This window comes from Paenibacillus sp. UMB4589-SE434, from assembly GCF_030226685.1.
Taxonomy (GTDB): domain Bacteria; phylum Bacillota; class Bacilli; order Paenibacillales; family Paenibacillaceae; genus Paenibacillus_B.
The window spans coordinates 1-21557 of record NZ_JASOYK010000012.1 but is presented as its reverse complement, the minus strand read 5'-3'; the positions used below and the strand labels follow the sequence as shown (position 1 = coordinate 21557).

The 21557-nt window shown below is 45.5% G+C and carries 20 protein-coding genes and 1 other RNA gene; 19 read left to right on the top strand and 2 right to left on the bottom strand.

What is annotated here, in order from left to right:
- Window positions 1-70 precede the first annotated feature (70 nt).
- Window positions 71-340 (bottom strand): hypothetical protein, encoded by a 270-nt coding sequence (locus QP775_RS24515; RefSeq protein ID WP_239333738.1) that lies wholly within the window; start codon window positions 338-340, stop codon window positions 71-73.
- 321 nt (window positions 341-661) lie between these two features.
- On the opposite strand from QP775_RS24515, the gene QP775_RS24510 reads away from it, so the two are divergent.
- Together QP775_RS24510 and argS are read left to right on the top strand one after the other, a co-directional pair.
- Window positions 662-1171: a YwiB family protein gene (locus QP775_RS24510; protein WP_239333739.1), complete on the top strand. Its 510-nt coding sequence runs from the start codon at window positions 662-664 to the stop codon at window positions 1169-1171.
- Between the two features lie 38 nt (window positions 1172-1209).
- Window positions 1210-2865 carry an arginine--tRNA ligase gene (gene argS / locus QP775_RS24505; RefSeq protein ID WP_483312050.1) on the top strand — a complete coding sequence of 552 codons (1656 nt, stop codon included), beginning with the start codon at window positions 1210-1212 and terminating at the stop codon, window positions 2863-2865.
- 165 nt (window positions 2866-3030) lie between these two features.
- On the opposite strand, the gene QP775_RS24500 is transcribed toward argS, so the two are convergent.
- A complete protein-coding gene (locus QP775_RS24500; protein WP_239333743.1) occupies window positions 3031-4182 on the bottom strand; it encodes a S8 family peptidase in 1152 nt (383 codons plus the stop codon).
- Window positions 4183-4570: 388 nt separating this feature from the next.
- Between QP775_RS24500 and rpoE the strand changes: the two genes are divergently transcribed.
- The 17 genes from rpoE (at window position 4571) to QP775_RS24415 (ending at window position 21194) form a co-directional block, all read left to right on the top strand.
- Window positions 4571-5125 carry a DNA-directed RNA polymerase subunit delta gene (gene rpoE / locus QP775_RS24495; RefSeq protein WP_239333745.1) on the top strand — a complete coding sequence of 185 codons (555 nt, stop codon included), beginning with the start codon at window positions 4571-4573 and terminating at the stop codon, window positions 5123-5125.
- A 509-nt stretch (window positions 5126-5634) separates the two neighbouring features.
- Complete coding sequence (locus tag QP775_RS24490; protein WP_285109261.1) at window positions 5635-7236, top strand: CTP synthase; 1602 nt, start codon at window positions 5635-5637, stop codon at window positions 7234-7236.
- Window positions 7237-7500: 264 nt separating this feature from the next.
- Window positions 7501-7893 (top strand): response regulator, encoded by a 393-nt coding sequence (locus QP775_RS24485; protein WP_275444838.1) that lies wholly within the window; start codon window positions 7501-7503, stop codon window positions 7891-7893.
- Window positions 7894-8180: 287 nt separating this feature from the next.
- On the top strand, window positions 8181-9035 hold the full coding sequence (gene fba / locus QP775_RS24480; RefSeq protein WP_028543365.1) for a class II fructose-1,6-bisphosphate aldolase: 855 nt from the start codon (window positions 8181-8183) through the stop codon (window positions 9033-9035).
- 385 nt (window positions 9036-9420) lie between these two features.
- A complete protein-coding gene (locus QP775_RS24475) occupies window positions 9421-10674 on the top strand; it encodes a UDP-N-acetylglucosamine 1-carboxyvinyltransferase (RefSeq protein WP_239333749.1) in 1254 nt (417 codons plus the stop codon).
- 265 nt (window positions 10675-10939) lie between these two features.
- Entirely contained in the window at window positions 10940-12238 is a 1299-nt protein-coding gene (gene rho, locus QP775_RS24470; RefSeq protein ID WP_239333751.1) for a transcription termination factor Rho, read from the top strand.
- Between the two features lie 35 nt (window positions 12239-12273).
- A complete protein-coding gene (locus tag QP775_RS24465) occupies window positions 12274-13542 on the top strand; it encodes a radical SAM family protein (RefSeq protein ID WP_239333753.1) in 1269 nt (422 codons plus the stop codon).
- 151 nt (window positions 13543-13693) lie between these two features.
- Window positions 13694-13891, top strand: a complete 198-nt coding sequence (rpmE, locus tag QP775_RS24460) for a 50S ribosomal protein L31 (protein WP_028543361.1) — start codon at window positions 13694-13696, stop codon at window positions 13889-13891.
- A 222-nt stretch (window positions 13892-14113) separates the two neighbouring features.
- Window positions 14114-15061, top strand: a complete 948-nt coding sequence (locus tag QP775_RS24455) for a helix-turn-helix transcriptional regulator (protein WP_285109260.1) — start codon at window positions 14114-14116, stop codon at window positions 15059-15061.
- Window positions 15062-15108: 47 nt separating this feature from the next.
- On the top strand, window positions 15109-15684 hold the full coding sequence (locus tag QP775_RS24450) for a hypothetical protein (RefSeq protein ID WP_239333757.1): 576 nt from the start codon (window positions 15109-15111) through the stop codon (window positions 15682-15684).
- A 118-nt stretch (window positions 15685-15802) separates the two neighbouring features.
- Window positions 15803-16070, top strand: an RNA gene (ffs, locus tag QP775_RS24445) — signal recognition particle sRNA large type.
- A gap of 129 nt (window positions 16071-16199) precedes the next feature.
- Window positions 16200-17411, top strand: a complete 1212-nt coding sequence (locus QP775_RS24440) for an ATP-binding protein (RefSeq protein ID WP_483312049.1) — start codon at window positions 16200-16202, stop codon at window positions 17409-17411.
- 208 nt (window positions 17412-17619) lie between these two features.
- Window positions 17620-19365, top strand: a complete 1746-nt coding sequence (dnaX, locus tag QP775_RS24435; protein ID WP_285109259.1) for a DNA polymerase III subunit gamma/tau — start codon at window positions 17620-17622, stop codon at window positions 19363-19365.
- Window positions 19366-19403: 38 nt separating this feature from the next.
- Entirely contained in the window at window positions 19404-19715 is a 312-nt protein-coding gene (locus tag QP775_RS24430; protein WP_239333763.1) for a YbaB/EbfC family nucleoid-associated protein, read from the top strand.
- Between the two features lie 130 nt (window positions 19716-19845).
- Window positions 19846-20442, top strand: coding sequence for a recombination mediator RecR (recR, locus tag QP775_RS24425; RefSeq protein WP_239333765.1), 597 nt, complete (start codon window positions 19846-19848; stop codon window positions 20440-20442).
- 196 nt (window positions 20443-20638) lie between these two features.
- Complete coding sequence (locus tag QP775_RS24420; RefSeq protein WP_285109258.1) at window positions 20639-20917, top strand: DUF2508 family protein; 279 nt, start codon at window positions 20639-20641, stop codon at window positions 20915-20917.
- 19 nt (window positions 20918-20936) lie between these two features.
- Window positions 20937-21194: a pro-sigmaK processing inhibitor BofA family protein gene (locus QP775_RS24415; protein WP_285109287.1), complete on the top strand. Its 258-nt coding sequence runs from the start codon at window positions 20937-20939 to the stop codon at window positions 21192-21194.
- Window positions 21195-21557: the final 363 nt, after the last annotated feature.

The window sequence follows — 21557 nt, the reverse complement described above, 5'->3', positions numbered from 1 at the left end:
GAAGCTAGTCAAATAGGAGAAAATAAAAAAGGGAGTTGCCGGACACTAACATGTGGCAATTCCCTTATATTTACCTTGTCAGCATAGCAGAATGAGTGCGTCTAGAGGCTGTGGCATGCGAGGTAAGCTTTGTATAGCGAATAAGCATATAAATAAATAGCCCAATAACCGGCGTAATTGCCGCGATAAGGGTAATCATCAGTGTAAACAGTATCGAGCGTTCAATGCGAATGCTGTCCACAAAGATCCATAACACGGATACTAGGTGAAGACCAAGTAAAGTTAGCAGTAGGATATCCTGATTAAGGGTTACCCATGAGACAATCATAGTCCATTGCATTGATGTCAGCTCCCGTCCGTTCAAGTTTCTTTAGCAAATGTGACGCAAGCACAAATGTTAGGTACTTCATTTTATCTATTTAAAATTATAAGGCAGACCATGAAGAACATCCATAGATTTACTATTGAGGTGTCTTACAATATTGTAAGCTTCTGCAATTTGCGGCTCGACAACTGTGGCCTGCCCAAATTGTAAGTAAAGTTGATTAGTGAGAATAGGGCTTTATTTTAAAGGAACAACGCGGCAAAAGAGGTTGCAAAAGCAGCGCCTTTCCTAGATAATTGTTGAATCAGACTTTACTTGAGATAGGGAGTAGCAATGATGATAGGACAACGTTCAGATAAGCAGCGTGTTCGTATTCATGTGACGAGCAGGCAGCAGCATGAATGTGTTGAGCTGCATGTTGATGGTGACTTGTATCATAAAGGCAACAGTATCTATATTCGATACATTGAACCTGCCCCTGAAGAGAATCAGGCAAAGAGGCAAGGCGGCTCTTCTCAACCTTCAGCATTATTGACAGATACGACTGTTATGTTAAAACTGAGTGCCAAGGAGTGGAAGCTGTCACGACGAGGAAATGTGCAATCGGAGATGTCATTTGCAATGGAGCGTTCGCTTCAAGGCACTTATATATCTGAGGTACTACGCTTTCCTCTGGAGACTCGAACGCGTCGAATGGAACGCAGGGATGAACCTATAAGATTATCAGATGGCTCTGAGACTTTGTTTCCGTCTTATATCAGCTGGTCGTATGATCTATATATAGAAGAAAAATGTACGGGGCAATTTGAGATTGAGATGCGGCTGGAACCCGCGCACGAAAATTGAGGAGGAACCATTTCATGAGTAACGGTGTAATTGAACAGATGAATGCTGCGGTAAAGATGGCAATCGAGGAGTCTATATTAAAGTCAGGTTTATTGACGCGGGACGAATTGCCTGCCTTTGTTATCGAGGTGCCGAAGGATAAGACACATGGAGATTTGGCCACTAACGTGGCGATGCAATTGACACGTATCGCGAAGCGTAACCCTCGTCAGATTGCGGAAGCTATCATTGAGAATTTGGATAAGGCTTCTGCATCCATCCAAAGTGCAGAGATTGCTGGTCCGGGTTTTATTAATTTCCGTGTAGATAAAAGTTATTTGTATGGCGTCGTGGGTGAAGTGGCCGCACAAGGTGCGGATTACGGCCGCAGCAATTCTGGTGAGGGTCAAAAGGTGCAAATGGAATTTGTCAGCGCGAACCCAACGGGAAGTCTTCATCTTGGACATGCACGTGGCGCGGCAGTAGGAGATGCGTTATGTAATGTGTTGGACTTTGCCGGTTACGAAGTAACGCGCGAATACTATATTAATGATGCCGGCAATCAAGTTATGAATCTCGCTTATTCAATAGAGGCTCGTTACAAGCAGGCGCTCGGTCAGGATGCTGAGATGCCGGAAGATGGATATCATGGCGAAGATATTAAGGGCTTTGCGCAGGAATTGGTAGCTCAAGAAGGAGAACGCCTGCTTCAGCTATCGGACGATGAGCGTATTAAATTTTTCCGTACTTACGGCTTGAATAAGGAGCTTGATAAGATCAAGCGTGACTTAGGTCGATTTAATGTTCAATTTAATTCATGGTTTAGTGAAACTTCTTTGTACGAAAATGGCGAGGTTATCAAAGCACTCGAAGCACTTAAAGAAGGCGGAAAAGTCTTCGAAGAAGAGGGAGCAACGTGGCTGCGTACAACGGACTTCGGCGACGACAAAGATCGCGTGCTCGTGAAAAATGACGGATCTTATACGTATTTGACGCCTGACGTAGCTTATCACCGTGATAAATACGCGCGTGGTTACGATCGTATGATTAACATTTGGGGTGCAGACCACCACGGCTATATTCCGCGGATGAAAGCGGCTATGGAGGCCCTCGGCAATGATTCGAACAAGCTAGTAGTACTGATTGCTCAGATGGTCAGTCTGTTCCAGGGCGGCGAGAAAGTGAAAATGTCCAAGCGTACTGGTAAAGCTGTGACGATGGAAGATCTCATGGATGAAGTAGGCGTGGACGCAATCCGTTATTTCTTTACGATGCGCTCAATGGATTCACACCTTGATTTTGATATGGATTTGGCTGTATCTACTTCGAATGAGAATCCGGTGTTCTACGTGCAATATGCGCATGCACGCGCATGCAGCATTTTCCGTCAGGCCGAGGAGCAGCAAGTAGTTGTGAAGCCGCTTAACGAGGTGAACCTCACTGCCTTGACGACAGAACATGAATTTGCTTTGCTCCGCAAGATGGGGGAACTGCCGGATGAAGTAGACGTTGCTGCACGTGAATATGCTCCGCATCGCTTGATTCGTTATGTATACGAGCTAGCTTCGCTGTTCCACAGCTACTACAAAGCAGAACGCGTCATCACGGAAGACGCGGAACAGACACAAGCGCGTCTTGCGTTGCTGGGTGCTGTTCGCACGGTGCTGGCGAACGTGCTGCGTTTGGTCGGCGTATCTGCGCCGGATCGTATGTAATTGAACAGTACACAAGGCCCTGTCTCAGATAAGAGACGGGGCCTTTATGTACTGTTCAAGTGTTACAGACATCATGAGGAGTGCACATCTGAGATTCACTGCCCCACAAAATGTCGTTACTTTTGGTTTAATGTTGGTTATTGTCTTGTTGCAGTATCGCCTATTTTATACATTCGCCTCTCGTAGAAGACGAGCAATGTCAATCTCCCCCGCGATGCGGAGGGCATTCTGCCTATTCGTACGGGAACGGGTCGGATTAGCGGTACGCTTTAGCAGTACTTTAATCTCATTAGGCTTTAATCCTGGCTTTATCGCCAGCAGAAGTGCAATGGCACCGCTGACGTGTGAGGTTGCCATAGAGGTACCGCTCATTTCATGGTATTTACCTTTTAGCCATGCAGACACAATCTTTTCGCCAGGCGCGTATATATCTACAAAGCTGCCACGATTACTAAAGGGTGCAATATGTCGATTACGGTCGGTTGCGCCTACCGATATTGTCTGACTGTAACGTGCAGGGTAATCGATTGATTTACGCTTCGAATCGTTGCCGGATGAAGCAACAATCGTAACCCCTGCGTTATAGGCATTTGTGACGGATTGCAGCAGCGATTTGCTGCGCGACTTCATGCCAAAGCTCATGTTGATCACTTGTACTTTGTTGCGGACACACCAATCAATACCTGCAACGATATCAGATACGTATGCCGATCCGTTTATATCGAAGGCTTTGACCGGATGTATGAGCGCGCGCGGCGCAATGCCAATGATACCGTACATTTGGTTGGAAGCGGCGATTGTGCCAGCAATATGCGTGCCATGCCCATTGTCGTCTCGAGGAGGCAGGCCACGATGCACCAGATTAATACCAGACAGCAGCGAATGACGAAGGTCGGGGTGCTTGTAGTCCGCGCCTGTATCAATAACACCAATAAGAACACGGTGTCCTGTTGTGGAGCTCCAAGCCTGGGGGGCTTTGACCTGGCGTACTCCCCAAGGAATGCCGCGTTCCCAAGATACCGGCTTATGGGAAGCGGCATGCATGTTAATTCGGATATCTTCTTCTACGAACAATTCACGTTCGTATGACGCCCATTTCTCTTGTGATTGAGTCGGAAGCATGCAGCGAAAGCCGGTCAGCAGCGGTTCATCACGGACTTGAGCAAGCAGCGGCTCATCTAATGAAGTGATACGCAGCCCTTCGCGGCATTGTTCATAGAGGTGGCGCTCCTGAAAGCGAATGAGATGTGGGCATGTGTCTTGTCCGTCAGAAGAGAGCTCTTGCAGCAATAGCTGGAGAAAGGCAGATACATCCAATGTGGAGTCCCCTCCCGACAGTTCCTTGTGCAGTATCGTATGCGTACACGATGAGGGTGGACTGGTATAGCAGCCTTTTTTCATAAAGATAGGCCGTCTTCCGTGTCAAAGTGAGGGCGGATACATAATATGGAGTAGAGCCAGCGAAGGGCTCTGCACGCCATGGTCGAAGGCGTTGTACGTCTTCGATTGCGGATACAGTCGAACGCGGAGGAGGTCCCTTCGCGTTTCTTAATTTCTACATAAGGCGTAAATCAGGACTCAGGTTGGACAAGTGTGCGAAGAAAACTTGCATTTTATCGGCAAATCGGTTTTACTTATGTGTGAACATGGATATGTTTGTAGATAAACATGCCGTAAATGAACACTTGTGAGAGGATGTGTAAGTATGAGCACACCGTTGGATTTGAAGCTAGATCCTGACAAAGTGCATGAAATGCCGATGGTGGATTTAGCTTTTATGATATTGAAAGCAGCCAACACGCCTTTCTACTACCGCGATCTAATGAATGAAGTTGCGAAGCTCCGCGGTCTTTCGGAGGAGCAGATTCTGGATGTTATCGCTCAGTTATATACGGAAATTAATATTGATGGCCGTTTCGCTTGCGTAGGAAGCAACATGTGGGGCCTGAAGCGTTGGTATCCGGTGGACCGCTCTGAAGAAGCGTTGGCGGGTGGTGCGAAGCGTCCGCGTATCATCAATGATGATGACGACGAAGATGAGGATATCTACGTGGAAGAAGACGACACGTACAGTGGCGATGAAGACTTCGACTACACGGACGAGGATAGTGAAGAAGAAGAACTGTACGTTGATGAAGACGAAGCTGAAGTGGATGAAGAAGAAGAAGGCATCTTGGAAGATGAAGAGCTGGATGAAGAAGAATCCGACGAAGATGAGTCCGAAGATGAATATGAAGATGGAGACGAAGCAGAGCGTTAAGCTCCTTTGTTTGCAGCTCAATAAGTGCCGTCTGTTCCGGTATGTCATGACATGCGGAGTCAGGCGGTATTTATTTTGTTTAGGGGCACCTTGTGCCATGATCCGATAGAAATTATGCTCTTTTTAGCAGAAGCGAGGGCTCCTCACATGAGATGAAAGGGGTCTTTTGCGTCGTCAAATGCTTCCAATTTTAATGAGCCTTAATTCCTTGACATGGGACAACTGAACAGTTAAACTAGCATATGGGCTTTGGATTTGTAGTTAATTAAATAATAGAGTTATTCGAAAGTGCCCCGTGACTACGGGAGTCACTTTTTTGTTTTTTTAAGGTATTGATTTGTGGAAATGAGGCAGTTGAAGCGCAATTATAATCGTTTTTAATTCGCATCAATTTTTCGCCTGCAAATGGGTTACGATATCATTATGCAATTCACCATCGAACCTGATTCGCAATCAAAGCCTCCCGAGAACTTGTCATGAATGCACTTGATCATAGGAGGGTTTCACCAGTGACAAAATATATTTTCGTAACGGGTGGCGTCGTATCATCTTTGGGTAAAGGGATTACGGCTGCATCCCTGGGTAGACTGTTGAAAAATCGAGGCTTAAAAGTAACGATTCAAAAGTTTGACCCATACATCAATGTGGATCCAGGCACAATGAGTCCTTACCAACACGGAGAAGTGTTTGTAACGGATGATGGCGCGGAGACGGATTTGGATCTGGGGCACTATGAGCGCTTTATTGATATCAATTTGTCTAAGAACAGCAATGTAACAACTGGTAAAGTGTACTCTTCGGTTATCTCCAAAGAGCGCCGTGGCGAATATTTGGGCGGAACAGTTCAAGTAATCCCCCACATTACCAATGAGATTAAAGAACGTGTTTTCCGAGCAGGTAAGGAAGCAGGCTCCGATGTTGTTATTACGGAGATCGGTGGAACAGTTGGGGACATCGAAAGCTTGCCATACTTGGAAGCTATTCGTCAGATCAAGAGTGACGTTGGCCGCGATAATGTGATGTATGTACACGTTACGTTGATGCCTTACATTAAGGCAGCAGGCGAAGTGAAGACTAAGCCTACTCAGCATAGCGTTAAAGAGCTGCGCAGCATCGGTATCCAGCCGAACATGCTTGTGCTTCGTACGGAGCGTCCAATTACAGAGGATATGAAGCGTAAGATTGCTTTATTCTGTGATATTGACGGGAATGCCGTAGTAGAGTGCCGTGACGCCTCTACGCTGTACGAAGTACCGCTTATGCTTCGTGACCAAGGTATGGATGAGTTCGTAGTCAACCACTTGAAACTGCAAACCCCTGCCCCGGATATGGCCGATTGGGAGAAGCTTGTACAACGTGTGAAGTCGCTTGAAGAGCAGGTTGAGATCGCAATTGTTGGTAAATACGTAGAGCTTCATGACGCTTATTTGTCAATCGTTGAAGCCTTGGCTCATGCTGGTATTGAGGCTAATTCCGAAGTGAAGATTCGTTGGGTGAACGCAGAGGAAATTACAGGCGAGAATGTCGCACAAGAATTGAATGGTATTCATGGTATATTGGTTCCAGGTGGTTTTGGCGATCGGGGTATCGAAGGAAAAGTTACGGCTATTCGTTATGCGCGTGAGAGCAACACACCATTCTTTGGCATTTGCTTAGGAATGCAAGTTGCCGTTATTGAGTATGCTCGCTCCGTAGTGGGCTTGAGTGGAGCGAATAGTTCAGAAATTAATCCGGCAACAGAATACCCTGTCATCGATCTGCTCCCAGAGCAGAAGGATATTGAAGATTTGGGCGGTACGATGCGTCTTGGTCTCTATCCATGTAAGATTCAGGAAGGCTCTTTGGCTATGACTTGCTATAACGATGAGCTTGTATATGAACGTCATCGTCATCGTTATGAATTTAACAACGAGTATAGAGAAGCTGTTGAGCGTGCAGGTCTTAAAATTACAGGAACATCCCCAGACGGTCGTTTGGTGGAGATTGTGGAATGCCCTTCGCATCCATGGTTCTTGGCAGTACAGTTCCATCCAGAGTTTACATCTCGTCCGAATCGTCCGCAGCCATTATTCCGTGAGTTTGTTAAGGCGGCATTGGCGTATCGCGGCTAATATACCTATAATGAGATACGGTTTATAAATAAAGAGCACCTCTCTTAGAAGAGGTGCTTTTTTTATGTATGGACATTACCTCATTTTCCAAAGTCTTTCATTAGATTTCCTGCCATAAGGAGGAATTTTATTAATTAACGCGAATAATTTAGGGATGCGGCTCCAAAATTTATTATTTTTTCAGGAGACCAACTTATATTGGTGAGGCGAGATAGTGATTGCTCACAACTGCTCGCTTGTGATACATGGTGGGAGGGGTACCAGTTGGATAAGAAGAAAGTGTTGATCGTGGATGACCAGAACGGTATTCGTGTTCTTCTCATGGAAGTATTCAGCAGTGAAGGGTATACGACATATCAAGCATCGAACGGCAAGATTGCTCTCGAAATCGTGCGGGATGAGGTACCTGACATTGTGCTGCTTGATATGAAGATTCCAGGAATGGACGGATTGGAAATTTTAAAACAGATTAAGCAGATGAAGCCCCATATGAACGTCATTATGATGACGGCTTATGGTGAGTTGGACATGATTAAGGAAGCGACTGACCTAGGCGCTTTAATGCATTTTACGAAACCGTTTGACATTGATGAAATGAGAGTAGCTGTTAATATGACGCTTGAAGGTTCGGCCCCCTCTATTACGCTGCCATCTTAAGATCACAAAGCGAGGGGATTTGCGCTGCTGCTCAGCAGGCCGTAAAGATCACATATCATTCACATTTGTATCTGATTTACCGATAGCTGGGCATAGCCCGGCTTCTTTGTCTGCCGTTCAATATACCCGCTAATGGCGGTCATTGTCGATAAATTAGGACTAAAGTCGGTTGTCAAGAGGTTGTATACTTTTCCGCGGGTAATTGTGGTATAATAACGTGGTACAAGATGTCGGCTACATCAAGAGAGACAGACGACGAACAGAACCTTTATAGGAGGATGGAAACCATGCCATTAGTTTCGATGAATGAATTCCTGCCTAAAGCGAAAGCAAACAAATTTGCGGTAGGACAGTTTAACATCAACAACTTGGAGTTTGTACAAGCCATTACTGAAGCAGGAATGGAAGAGAACTCTCCACTCATTTTCGGTGTATCTGAGGGTGCATTGCGTTATATGGGTATGGAGTATACTGTAGCAATGGCGAAAGCAGCGGCTAAGAAATCCGGCTTGCCAATCGCTTTGCACCTTGACCATGGATCTACATTTGAAGTGGCTATGGCTTGTATCCGTGCGGGCTTCTCATCCGTTATGTTTGACGGTTCCCACCACGCTTACGAAGATAACATTCGTTTGACAAAAGAAGTTGTACGAGCTGCTCATGCAATGGGCGTATCCGTTGAGGGTGAGCTGGGTACAATCGGTGGCACAGAAGATGACCTGACTGTTGATGAGGAAGCAGCTACCTTGGCTAAACCAGAAGAAGCTATTCGCTTCTACGAAGAAACAGGCGTTGACGCTATGGCAATCGCAGTTGGTACGGCACATGGTATGTACAAAGGCGAGCCTAAGCTTCACTATGATATCATCGAAGCAGTAGCAAGCAAAATTCCAGTTCCAGTTGTATTGCATGGTGGTTCCGGCGTACCGGACGATTCCATCAAAAAAGCAATTGCAGCAGGTGCAGGCAAAATCAACGTGAACACGGAGAACCAAGTTGCGGCTACAGCAGCAATTCGTGCAGCATTGGCGAAAGATGCTGAGATCATCGATCCTCGCAAATACTTGACTCCTGCTCGCAGCGCAATGGTTGAAGTTGTTCGCGGCAAAATCCGTTTGTTCGGAAGCAGCAACCAAGCTTAAGAAGCGATATGGCATTCGCATTTTGACGAATGATGGGAATAACGCCGGTTTTATCCGGTGTTCTTCCCTTTTTTGCAGTTTAGGACTCCCTACAGTTACGTAAGTCTTGTCATAGAATCGTCCCCAAATAGATATAGAGTAGCTAGTTCATCACGACATAGACATGGCACCACAGATAAATATGGGAAAGCATATCGTTTTCGCATCGTATAATTTAGGAATTTCGTGCGATATTCCTTTTTTAAGCAGGGAAATGAAGGTATCTGTTTGAATACTAAACAATTAGATGCTAAGATGCACACAGATAGTTTATTTAGTCATGTATATTTTTTGGAAGCTGCGGTTTTGGACTTGAGGTACGTTGTAGGAGGAACGGAATAATAATATGGAAAAGTTAATGATTGCCGGCGGTCGTCCGCTGATTGGCACTGTGCAGATTAGTGGTGCCAAGAACAGTGCGGTAGCGCTAGTTCCTGCTGCTATTCTGGCAGAGAGCGAAGTTGTATTAGATAACCTGCCTGAGATTAACGATGTTGCTACGTATGCAGATATTATGACGGAGTTGGGCGGATATGTGGAGCGAGATGGTTCCACAATGCGTATCGACCCTTCACGAATGATTTCTTTACCGATGCATAACGGTCTAGTAAAGAAGCTAAGAGCATCCTATTACTTGATGGGGGCGCTTCTTGGTCGCTTTGGAGAGGCTACGATTGGAATGCCTGGCGGCTGCAGCTTTGAGCCGCGTCCAATTGACCAACATATTAAGGGATTTGAAGCACTAGGGGCAACTGTAACCAACGATCACGGATCTGTGCACATTTCTGCAAAAGAGCTGCGCGGAGCCAAAATATATTTGGACGTTGCGAGTGTAGGCGCAACCATTAATATTATGCTGGCGGCTTCAAGAGCCAAAGGCTTAACGATTATCGAAAATGCGGCGAAAGAGCCTGAAATTATAGATGTGGCAACCTTGTTAAATGCAATGGGCGCCAAAATTAAAGGTGCAGGCACTGAATCCATTCGAATTGAAGGCGTTGACAGCCTGCATGGCTGCCGCCATTCCATTATACCTGACCGGATTCAAGCTGGAACTTATATGATAGCTGCTGCGGCAACGCGGGGCAATCTGTTAATAGACAACGTCATTCCTAAGCATATGGAAGCTGTGACGGCAAAGCTGCTAGAGATGGGTGTAGAGGTTCAGGAGCTGGATGAATCCATTCGGGTCATTGGTAAACCTGAATATACGCAAGCTGATGTTAAGGCACTCATATATCCTGGTTTTGCAACTGATTTGCAGTCCCCGATGGCGAGCTTACTTACGCAAGTCAATGGAGTAAGCATGCTGACGGATTATGTATATAGCAATAGATTTAAGTATGTGCCGGAGCTTGTCCGCATGGGGGCCAAGATTCGAGTAGAAGGTCGTTCTGCTCTGATTGAAGGATCAAGGCTTAATGCTGCCAAGGTTAGTGCAAGTGATCTGCGCGCTGGTGCGGCGTTAGTTATTGCCGGATTAACCGTAGAAGATGGCGTTACCGAAATTACAGGGGTAGAGTATATTGACCGCGGTTATGACCATTTAGTACCTAATTTATTGCAATTAGGCGCTGAAGTGTGGAGACAGGCCGAATAGATTTAACCAAATTGGTCTAATATAAGTAGTAAACCTTCTTTCGAACGTACCCATCTGTCAAGAAAGTCCTAGATTGTATACCGCAATTTATGTTGATCTCGAGCCCTTTTCCCATCATGTTGATGGACCCTCTACTATTGTTCAACGTATATTTTAGTATTTTAATAACAGAAATAGGCGAACCATTCTTGGAATGGTTCATCAAGCTTAGTCGGTTTATTTCAGACATCAACGTTATTTCTCGAATAGAATAGGAGTTGTATTCATGGATTTACAAATTTCCGATTTGGAAACAAAGAAGCTGACTGAGCTCTATAAGCTAGCCAAGCAGTTTCAAATTGCCGGTTACGGGCAATTAAAGAAAAAAGAACTGATTTTTTCCATTTTGCGCGCACAAGCGGAGCAAAGTGGTTACTTGTTTATGGAAGGCGTGTTAGATATCCTGCCGGAAGGCTTCGGATTCTTGCGTCCTATTAACTATTTGCCAAGCGCAGAGGATATTTATATTTCCCAATCCCAGATTCGCCGCTTTGACCTGCGAACAGGTGATCTTGTGTCAGGCAAGTGTCGACCGCCTAAAGAGAACGAAAGGTATTTTGGCTTGCTCCAAATTAACGCGGTTAATGGTGAAAACCCGGATGAGGCGGCGCAACGTCTCCATTTCCCAGCCCTTACACCTCTTTACCCTCAGAAGAAACTCGTCCTGGAAATGGCAACAGAGAAGACTTCCACTCGTATTATGGATATTTTGGCACCGGTTGGTCTTGGACAGCGCGGATTGATCGTTGCGCCTCCTAAAGCTGGTAAGACATTGCTGCTCAAAGAGATTGCCAACAGCATCTCAACCAACAATCCTGAAATTGAATTGTTTGTCCTACTTATCGATGAGCGTCCGGAGGAAGTAACGGACATGCAGCGTTCGGTTAAAGGGGAAGTGGTTGCATCTACATTTGATGAGGTGCCGGAAAACCATATCAAGGTTGCTGAATTGGTATTGGAACGTGCACTGCGCTTAGTTGAGCATAAGAAAGATGTTGTGATCTTGCTTGATAGTATTACACGACTTGCTCGTGCCTATAACTTGGTTGTGCCTCCGTCTGGCCGTACATTAAGCGGTGGTATTGATCCTGCTGCTTTCCACCGTCCTAAGCGCTTCTTTGGATCTGCACGTAACATTGAAGAAGGCGGCAGCTTGACGATCTTGGCTACAGCACTGGTAGAGACGGGCTCTCGTATGGACGATATTATTTATGAAGAATTTAAAGGAACAGGTAACATGGAGCTTGTTCTTGACCGCAAACTGGCAGAGCGCCGTATATTCCCGGCAATCGACATCCGTCGTTCTGGCACACGCCGCGAAGAAATGCTGCTTTCCAAAGAAGCGTTGGATAAATTGTGGGCTATTCGCAAAAATATGAACGAGTCACCTGAATTTGTAGACCAATTTATTAAGAAAATTCGTGATACAAAAACCAATGAGGAATTCTTGGAAAAGCTGGAGTCGAAGGAACCGAACGGTAATGGGACACCAACACGCCGTCCGCGCAGCTCGTCCGTCAGCTAATAGTGCAATTGTAATACGGGAGGACTAACGGAACGATGTATTTAGTTTACGCGGATCAAAATGGAAATATATTTGAGCATGAGGAATGGATCGGGCTGGCACGAAGCGGTGATATGATCGTTGAAATATTTGAAGATGAACTCATACCGCTGCCTGACGGTGCAACGCTTGTGGGGCTCCCTGGCACGAGACCTGTTGGCCTTGATCCGGAGAGTGGTGAGATGGTTGCTATGCCTGGAGAGGTTCAGGCAGTGGGTGCACTTCTGCCACAAGGATTTACCCGCCTGCACATCCCTAGTTATTTTAAAAGGGACAAGGAGCAGGTCCTTCCTTTGTTTGGTTACACGGCTGTGGTATGGAATGACGGCAAGTTCTACGTTGCGGCGCATGCCTCGGATGATCCACACAAGTGGGATCCGTTGAATTGTGACACTACAGAACTTCGTGGGCAAGTAACAACGTTAGTTAATAAATATCCGGATAATCGGCTGTATCAGCACTTATCTCATTGTGCTTTGCAATATGAATGTCTTACTGCTTCCAATACGTTCCTGCAACGTTGGGAAGGAGCGGTACCGGTATCATATTCCTGTAATGCGGGATGCTTTGGATGCATTTCAGAGCAGCCAGAAGATAGCGGCTTTCCGGCTCCGCAGACGCGGATGAACTTTAAACCGACTGTCGAAGAGATTGTGCAGATTATGATGGAGCATCTTAATACACCGGAATCTATTATTAGCTTTGGCCAAGGCTGCGAAGGTGAGCCTTCAACCCAAGCTAAGATCATTATCGAGGCGATTCGAGAGGTTCGACGGCAGACGGATATGGGATATATCAACATCAACACCAATGCCGGGCTGACGGATCATATTCGCGGAATTGTGGATGCGGGCCTAGACTTAATGCGTGTAAGTACCATTAGTGCGCTGGACGATCATTACAATGCTTACTACCGCCCGCGGGCATATACACTGGCTAACGTGGAGAAGTCGCTGCGATATGCAACTGAACAGGGTGTTTATACTTCAATTAACTACTTGGTATTCCCTGGTGTGACGGATCGCGAAGAGGAAGTGGAGGCGATGGTGGAATTCGCTCGTCGTTCTAAACTTCGTCTTATCCAGCTTCGCAACCTGAATATAGATCCAGAGAGTTATCTATCACTTATTCCTAAGCCGCAAGGAGATATCCTCGGTATGAAGACGATGATTGACATCTTTAAGGAAGAACTCCCTGATGTAGTTATCGGGTCATATACGCATGTTCCTCCTGCATTGCTGGCGCGTGAGAAAGCCCGATATTAATACGTTAACTACACAGCAACTCGTGTAATTTGCAGTGCTAATAATGGATGTTAATATGACTTGCGCCATGAGGCGAGCTTGTGTTATACTGCACATTGTTCCATATAACTCTGGGCACGCAAAGGGCTCAGGGCCGAAAGAGGTGAATTCGATGAACCAAGCAATTCAACCGAAATACCATATCACGTCTGTATCTTGCGCTTGTGGCAATACATTCGAAACAGGATCTGTTAAGGAAAACCTTAAAGTAGAGGTTTGCTCCGCTTGCCACCCATTCTTCACAGGCAAACAGAAGTTCCTGGATGCTGGTGGTCGTGTCGATCGATTCAAGAAGAAATACGGCATGTAATCCATATTGTTTATACAATCAAACTCCCTTGTCTTCTAAGACGAGGGAGTTTATTTTTTATGTACATATAAGCTCAAACAATCATGCGGATGGCAGACAAAGGAACATCAACTCAGGTTCAGATGTCTGCGTGGCCGTTTCCATAATCGCACAAAATGTCAAAACAGAATAAGAGATGATAACGTACGATGAAATTGTAGATAAGCAAGAGGAGGATCGCGGATGTGGTTGGAGCATAAGCGATGGGTGGAGGATGCTATTCGTTATATTGAACACCACCTGAAAGAAGACGTGGACTTTGAGGATATTGCCAAGCACACGGCGGTCTCTAGGTATCATTTACACCGTGTATTTCAGGGTCATGTCGGAGTGAGTGCAGCCTCTTATCTACGAGAACGTAGGCTATCAGAGGCGGCAATCGATCTGCTTTACACCGATAAGAGAATACTTGATATTTCGTTAGAGTACCGATTTGCCGGGCAAGACTCGTTTACACGATCGTTTAAGCAGTATTATGGCTTTACCCCGCAGCAGTACCGTAAGGGGTTCAGATCTTTTCAACGAATGGAGGAGGAACAGGCTATGGACCAATCGATACCGCAAGAGGCGCATCAGCACACAAATCTCAGTATACCGCCTGCCGGCTGGATGCTGACTGGTGTATACCCCCATCAATATACGGTAGGGATCGATCGTAAAATCGTTAACCGAGGTACCGCATCTGGAACGATTCGTGCGGCGGAGTCTGCACACGTGCAGGGTTTCGGAACATTAATGCAGATGTTTAAGGCTGATCTATATAGAGGTAAACGTTTGCGCCTGACTGGATTTCTAAAATCAGCTGAAGTTCATATGGCCGGACTGTGGCTGCGAATTGATGGTAAAGATGAGGAGCCGCTTGCATTTGATAATATGATGAATCGTGCGGTAAGAGGTACGACGGAATGGACATCCTATGAAGTGGTGCTTGATGTAGCTGAGAATGCACATGCAGTGGCGTTTGGTGTGCTTTTAAGCGGACCTGGTCAAGTGTGGGTGGATTCCATACGATTGGAAGAGGTAGATATGTCTGTACCTACTACAGATACGATGGACGAGGATAAGACACTGCCAGCAAGCCCGAGCAATCTTGACTTCGAAGATGATACCCTTGTTGATTTAGGGGATTGACGGATTAATTTGCTTAAAAAAATGGACTTGAGCTGGAGGTTGTGGTCTTGTGGGAAAAAGTATTCGAGTATAGCTTTGGCTTTTTTATGGATATTATCCGTGGTACATACTCTGCTGAAGTTATTCTGTATTTGATTCTTTTAGGTGGTTGCGCTGCAGGTATCGAGATTTGGCGGGCAAAGCGTCGAGAAATGTCAGTAACCTCTTTTCAATGGATAAAGGAAGGCGTGGCAGCCTTTATTGGGTGCCTCGTTATGGTTGGAGTCTGTGCATTTACCTATAAATGCTTGCAACGGGCGATACCCTCGCTAGGCATACCGGGTGTAGATGCGGCCTTTAATGTGGCATTTTTCAGCCTCGTCACTGTTGGTATAGCATTTGTTGGTATAGTGGTTTTGGAGCTTCTTAATGGGGGCTCGCCGACTCGCTTAGAATCGAACTTGTTCTGGAGCCTGTTTAACCTTGCTGTTCTGGTAATTGGTGCTTTTTTATTAAAGTTAATTGTTCATTTACCTACCATGTCCGACTATGCTTATTTGCTAGGAGGATTGATAATTATGTTGCTGGTTTTGGTTGATTGGATGCTCAGAAAAAGTTACAGAGTAGATGTTGATCTTACATAAACTATGTACGCTGAATAATGATAAAGAATAGTGAATCAATGGAATAATAAGTTATTAAAATTTGTAAATGATTGCTGTTGGTTGCACTTTGTCCAAAAATGTTCTATACTAATCCTTGCCGTGCTAGATGGGGAGGTAGCGGTGCCCTGTAACTCGCAATCCGCTGTAGCGAGGTTGAATTCCTGTTAGAGGTTTTGTCGATGTGAGGTCTGGCGTTTGCGTATGGTGTTGACGGCCGGGTCCTCCGCAATGGGCACTTATGAATCTGGTCAGGTCCGGAAGGAAGCAGCCATAAGTAGGTTCGCTCATGTGCCGGAGGGAAGCCTAGCCTGAGCCGTGGCGCAGAAGTGCCGCTCGGATCGCAATTATCGATAACAGGTGCACGGTTTCGATATGAGTAACGTAACACCGATGAGAATCGGTGTTTTTTTGTGTGAACATATATTATTTACTTAAATAATGAGTATATGATCAAATATATATATTACTTTGTCTGTGCAGGATTCTGATTTGGGATGGCGAATCCAATAGGTCAATACAGACTATTGGTATGTCATCGTCATCGCAATTCGGAGGAATGGGGTGATCGCGTGCACAAAAATGAAAATATGGTTTATGAAAACGAGGCTATAGCAGGTGGTTCGAGCTTAGCCGCCTCAATTGCCGCGGAAGGGCAATCATTAAGTTTGCTGCAGAGATTTGCCGATTCGTTTCTACGTGATGTCAATTTAGGTGTTATTTTGGTGGATACGCAATATCGTTTAGTTGATATTAGTGATTTGGCATGCCACTTTCTTGGGTGGCAGCGAGATCGGCTGCTACATAGACGTGTGAATGAACTATTCGGTGAAATGCCAACGGAGCACCACTTAATTCAACGTTCGCTGTTAGAAGGCGTTGTGGTTCGCAATCATGCGGTATCGTGGATGAACGGTACATATCGCTATGATTTGCTGATGGATTCCAACGTGCTTCGCGACGAGACGGGTGCCATTGTTGGCGCATATGTACTGCTAAAAGATGTGTCGAACTTGCGCTCGCTCGAAGAACAAGTTCAGCGAAACGACCGACTGGCCATGGTTGGACAGATTGCTGCTGGAACTGCGCACGAGATACGTAATCCGTTAACCTCGATCAAAGGTTTCTTACAGATGTTCAAGAAAACATTGACTGAGCGTGGGATGACAAAGGAAGTAGACTACACCAACATCATGCTGTCGGAGATCAATCGGATTAACGAGTTGGTAGGGGAGTTTTTGTTGTTAAGTAAGCCGAAGCATGTCAGTATCGAACAATTACATGTGCAGCATGTTGTAGAAGAATTACTTCCGATTATTCGTAATGAAGCTGCTCTGTATGATGTTCAGGTGCAATATGAAGCTCCGCATACGATACCTTCCGTTGTAGCCGACAGAGAGCTGCTGAAGCAAGTGTGCCTCAATATCGCTAAGAACGGTATAGAGGCCATGGTTGATGGAGGTATACTCCACATTCAGGTTAAAGTGGACGAAGCAGGCAGGAGGGTGCTTGTTGATGTTCATGACTCCGGTCCAGGGATTCCGGCATTTCTAATTGATAAGATCTTTGACCCGTTCTTTACAACCAAGCAGAATGGAACAGGGCTGGGATTGTCAGTGTGTCAACGCATTATCCATGATATTGGTGGCACAATTCGTGTTGCTTCGAAAGGCTTTGGAACAACCTTTACAATCGCAATACCATATTAATACACACAATTTACAGTCATTCCCTGCTTCAGATGTGAGGGGAATGGCTGTTTTTTTAGCAAATGTGATATAGTATAATATAAAAAGCCTCATAAATGAGGCGTCCTTCTGTTCTGTGTGAAGTTAGTTTTAGAGTGCCGCTGTATAACGTACTAGAGGACTAGATTCTGCAGATATGGGAGAATAATACGTTTTTCGAGGTTAGAGCATGACTCATATCGCATTGTATCGCGCTTGGCGCCCCCAATCCTTTCAGGAGATGGTTGGCCAGAAGCATATTATTCAGACGTTGCAAAATTCGTTGCGTGAGCGGCGTTTTTCGCATGCCTATCTGTTCAATGGACCGCGAGGCACCGGAAAGACGAGCGCAGCAAAGATTTTGGCCAAAGCGGTCAACTGTGAACATGGTCCTGGCCCGGAGCCTTGCAATGAATGTGAAGCGTGTCGTCGCATTACGACGGGCGCAGTGATGGATGTGGTGGAAATTGACGCCGCTTCCAACCGGGGTGTCGAAGAAATTCGAGATCTGCGGGAAAAAGTAAAGTACGCTCCAACAGAAGTTCGCTACAAAGTGTACATCATTGACGAAGTGCACATGCTCACCACAGAGGCTTTTAATGCACTATTAAAGACGTTGGAAGAGCCGCCAGCTCATGTTATGTTTATATTGGCGACAACAGAGCCTCATCGACTGCCAGCTACGATTATATCGCGCTGCCAGCGCTTCGACTTCAGACGAGTCTCGTTAGAGGAACAAGTGGAACGACTGGAGCAAGTTTGTCGACAGGAAGAGATTACAGCGGATGGCGAGAGCTTGGAGTACATCGCTAAGCTTTCTGATGGTGGAATGCGGGATGCACTGAGTCTGCTTGATCAAGCTGCATCATTCACGGATGGTCAAGTTACGTACCAGCAGGTTCTGGATATAACGGGTGGCATGCCTGAAGAACAGTTTGCCAAGTTAGCAGTTGCTGTGCGTGATCAAGATGTTGCTGCTGTATTAACCGGTATCGAGCAGTTGATGCTTGAGGGCAAGAGTGCGGACAAATGCATGGAAAGTTTGTTATACTTCTTCCGTGACTTGTTGATGTTAAAGTTGGTGCCTAATGGCGATCGTATGACGGATCGTATGACACGCGCTGATGACTTCAAAGAATTAGCACATTCGTTTGCTACAGATCGAATCTTCAGTATTATCGATGCCTTGAATCGTTATCAGACAGAGATGAAGTATGCGGTTCAACCCCAGACACTGTTCGAAGTGGCACTGCTGCATATTGCAGCTCAGCAGCAAGGTGCGGAGGGTTCGAAAGAATCCAATCAAGAGACCGCTGGAGCATCTAGTGGAAAAGTTGATGGATTAGTGCAACAATTACAACGTCAGATAACGTCATTAGAAACAAAGCTGAATCAGTTGATGAAGTCGGGTGTTCCGACTGCTTCCTCTGCTGCAGAAGCTTCACCTTCAGAGCGAGCTGCTGTCAGACAAGCGGCGAGACCGTCTGTTATGGCGAAAAAACCACCTCAATTTGATCGATATGTATCCAGTCATCAGTCTCCGGACTTTGGCCGAATACGAGGACAATGGGGGTTGGTGCTGCAGAAAGTGAAGGAAGCAGGCGTTACGATTCATGCTTGGTTGGTTAACGGTGAGCCGATTTCAGCTCTAGAGGACAGTCTTCTACTAGGCTTTAAGAACAGTATCCATCGTGATACAACGGAGAAACCGGCCAATAAACAAGTGATTGAGCGTGTGCTGCAAGACGTATTGGGCAAGCCCTATCGTATGGATACGATGATGCTGAAAGACTGGGAAGCTGCGGTCGATACGGCTGAGGAAGCACCAATAGCGTTCCAACTCGAACCGGAAGGTGAACAAGGCGGAGCGCGAGAACCATGGATTGATGAGGCTATTCAGATGTTTGGAGAAGACCTCGTTATCATAAAAGATTAAAACCCAACACTTTTGGAGAATAAAGGAGATTCGTAACGATGAATAATATGAATCAAATGATGAAGCAAGTAAAGAAAATGCAAGAGCAAATGTTAAAAGCTCAGGAACAATTGGCAGACAAAACGGTATTAGGTACTTCCGGTGGTGGAGCTGTATCCGTTGAAGTTAACGGACATAAGAAGATTTTAAGCATTACCATTAAGCCAGAGGTAGTAGATCCAGAAGATATCGAGATGCTGCAAGATTTGGTGATTACTGCAGTTAATGATGCATTGGTTAAAGCGGAAGATCTGGCCAATGACGACATGTCCAAATTTACTGGCGGTATGAAAATTCCTGGCCTGTTCTAATTTGTTAAATGAAATATAAGCAGCATCGATAGTGGTGTCAAGCTCTACGTTAAGGGCAGGGCACCACTATTTATATACAGCAACACTGCATGATTGCCAACGTGAAATGGAAATAAGGAGGAACGGGCCAGTGTATTATCCAGAGCCGATAGCCAAATTAATAGACGCTTTTACTCATTTGCCCGGTATCGGACCAAAGACGGCGGCTCGTCTTGCGTTTCATGTACTGCGAATGCAAGAAGACGATGTCATCGATTTTGCGAAGGCGCTTGTCAATGTGAAGCGAAATCTCCACTACTGTTCAGTATGCTGCAATATTACTGACACAGACCCGTGCCGTATATGTCAGGACAAGACACGTGACGCCTCTGTGATGTGTGTAGTACAAGAAACAAGAGATCTAGTAGCGATGGAAAGAACCAAGGAGTTTCAAGGTTATTATCATGTCTTACAGGGTGCCATCTCGCCTATGGAAGGCGTTGGACCTGAGGATATCCGACTGGCTGAATTGCTGAAGCGGTTAAGCGATGAACGAGTGAAAGAACTCATTCTAGCGACGAATCCCAACATTGAAGGGGAAGCTACAGCTATGTATATATCGAGACTTGTACGTCCTTTTGGAATCAAAGTGACGAGGATTGCCCACGGATTGCCTGTAGGTGGGGATCTAGAGTATGCAGATGAAGTAACGTTGTCTAAAGCACTGGAAGGTCGTCGCGAGTTGTAAGTTTCGTCATATTTTCTCATCATAAAGATTCTCATTAATGGAGTCCCAATAGAAATAGTCCACAACAAAGACCACCTTGATTCTAAAATGAATCAAGGTGGTCTTTTGTTTGTGACATATTGTATGGGCACAGCGTTCTACTCTAGGTGGGACAGCCATAGGCTATATAAGACGAGCCTAGGGAGGAATCATTGTGATGATGAAATCGAAGGTGTCCAAACCAGTTGTCGCAAAAGAGAAAGATGTTACGGCTATAGCTAGCGTGTCGCTGTCGCCTGATGAAAAAGAGGATCTTATCGAACAGATCCAACAGGCATTTAGAAATTGGGAGGAAGCACAGATTCATTTTAATTATGCGGATAACGAAGATGAAATTGATTATACGATTTATATGCTGGAAGCTGCTGAGAAGCGTTTGTCCATGCTGTTACGTAAAGCTAAGCAATCGCATGCCCATGTGTATTATTACCGATAAGGGGGCAATGTAAGTGAAAATGATTATGTTGGTCATGTTGGTTATCTCTGTAGTGGGTTTGTTAGTCGTGTTGCTTCGTCAGCGTTCTGCGTGGAAGGTGGTTATGGCTTTTCTATTGCACGGGGTAGCGGCGTTTGTGTTGTTGTACCTACTGAATTCGACAGGTTGGATTGCAGGCTTGCATGTTCCGACTAATCCGATAACTCTCCTGACGGTTGGACTCTTGGGAGTGCCGGGATTGGCAGCAATTGTTTTCTTGAAAATGGTAGTTATTTAAGTGTTGACGCAAGGGTACTGTGTGTGATAAATTAATAAACGTCGCTTCGGGCGGTACGGTATTAAGCGAAAAGAAGTTGTCGAAAGACAACAGAAAATAACTTAAAAAAGTGCTTGACACTGAAGATGATAACATGGTATATTATAAAAGTCGCCGCTGAAAACGGCAGACGAAATAATTAAAGCGAAACAGCGCTTTAATTAAAGTAAAAATTGTTCCTTGAAAACTGAACAACGAGCAACGTTGAATGAAGGACATGATCTTGATCATGAAGCGCATTGAACGTGAATGTTAAGAATCACGAGATTTATCTCGTCAGCAATACAATGAGCAAGTCAAACACTTTAATGGAGAGTTTGATCC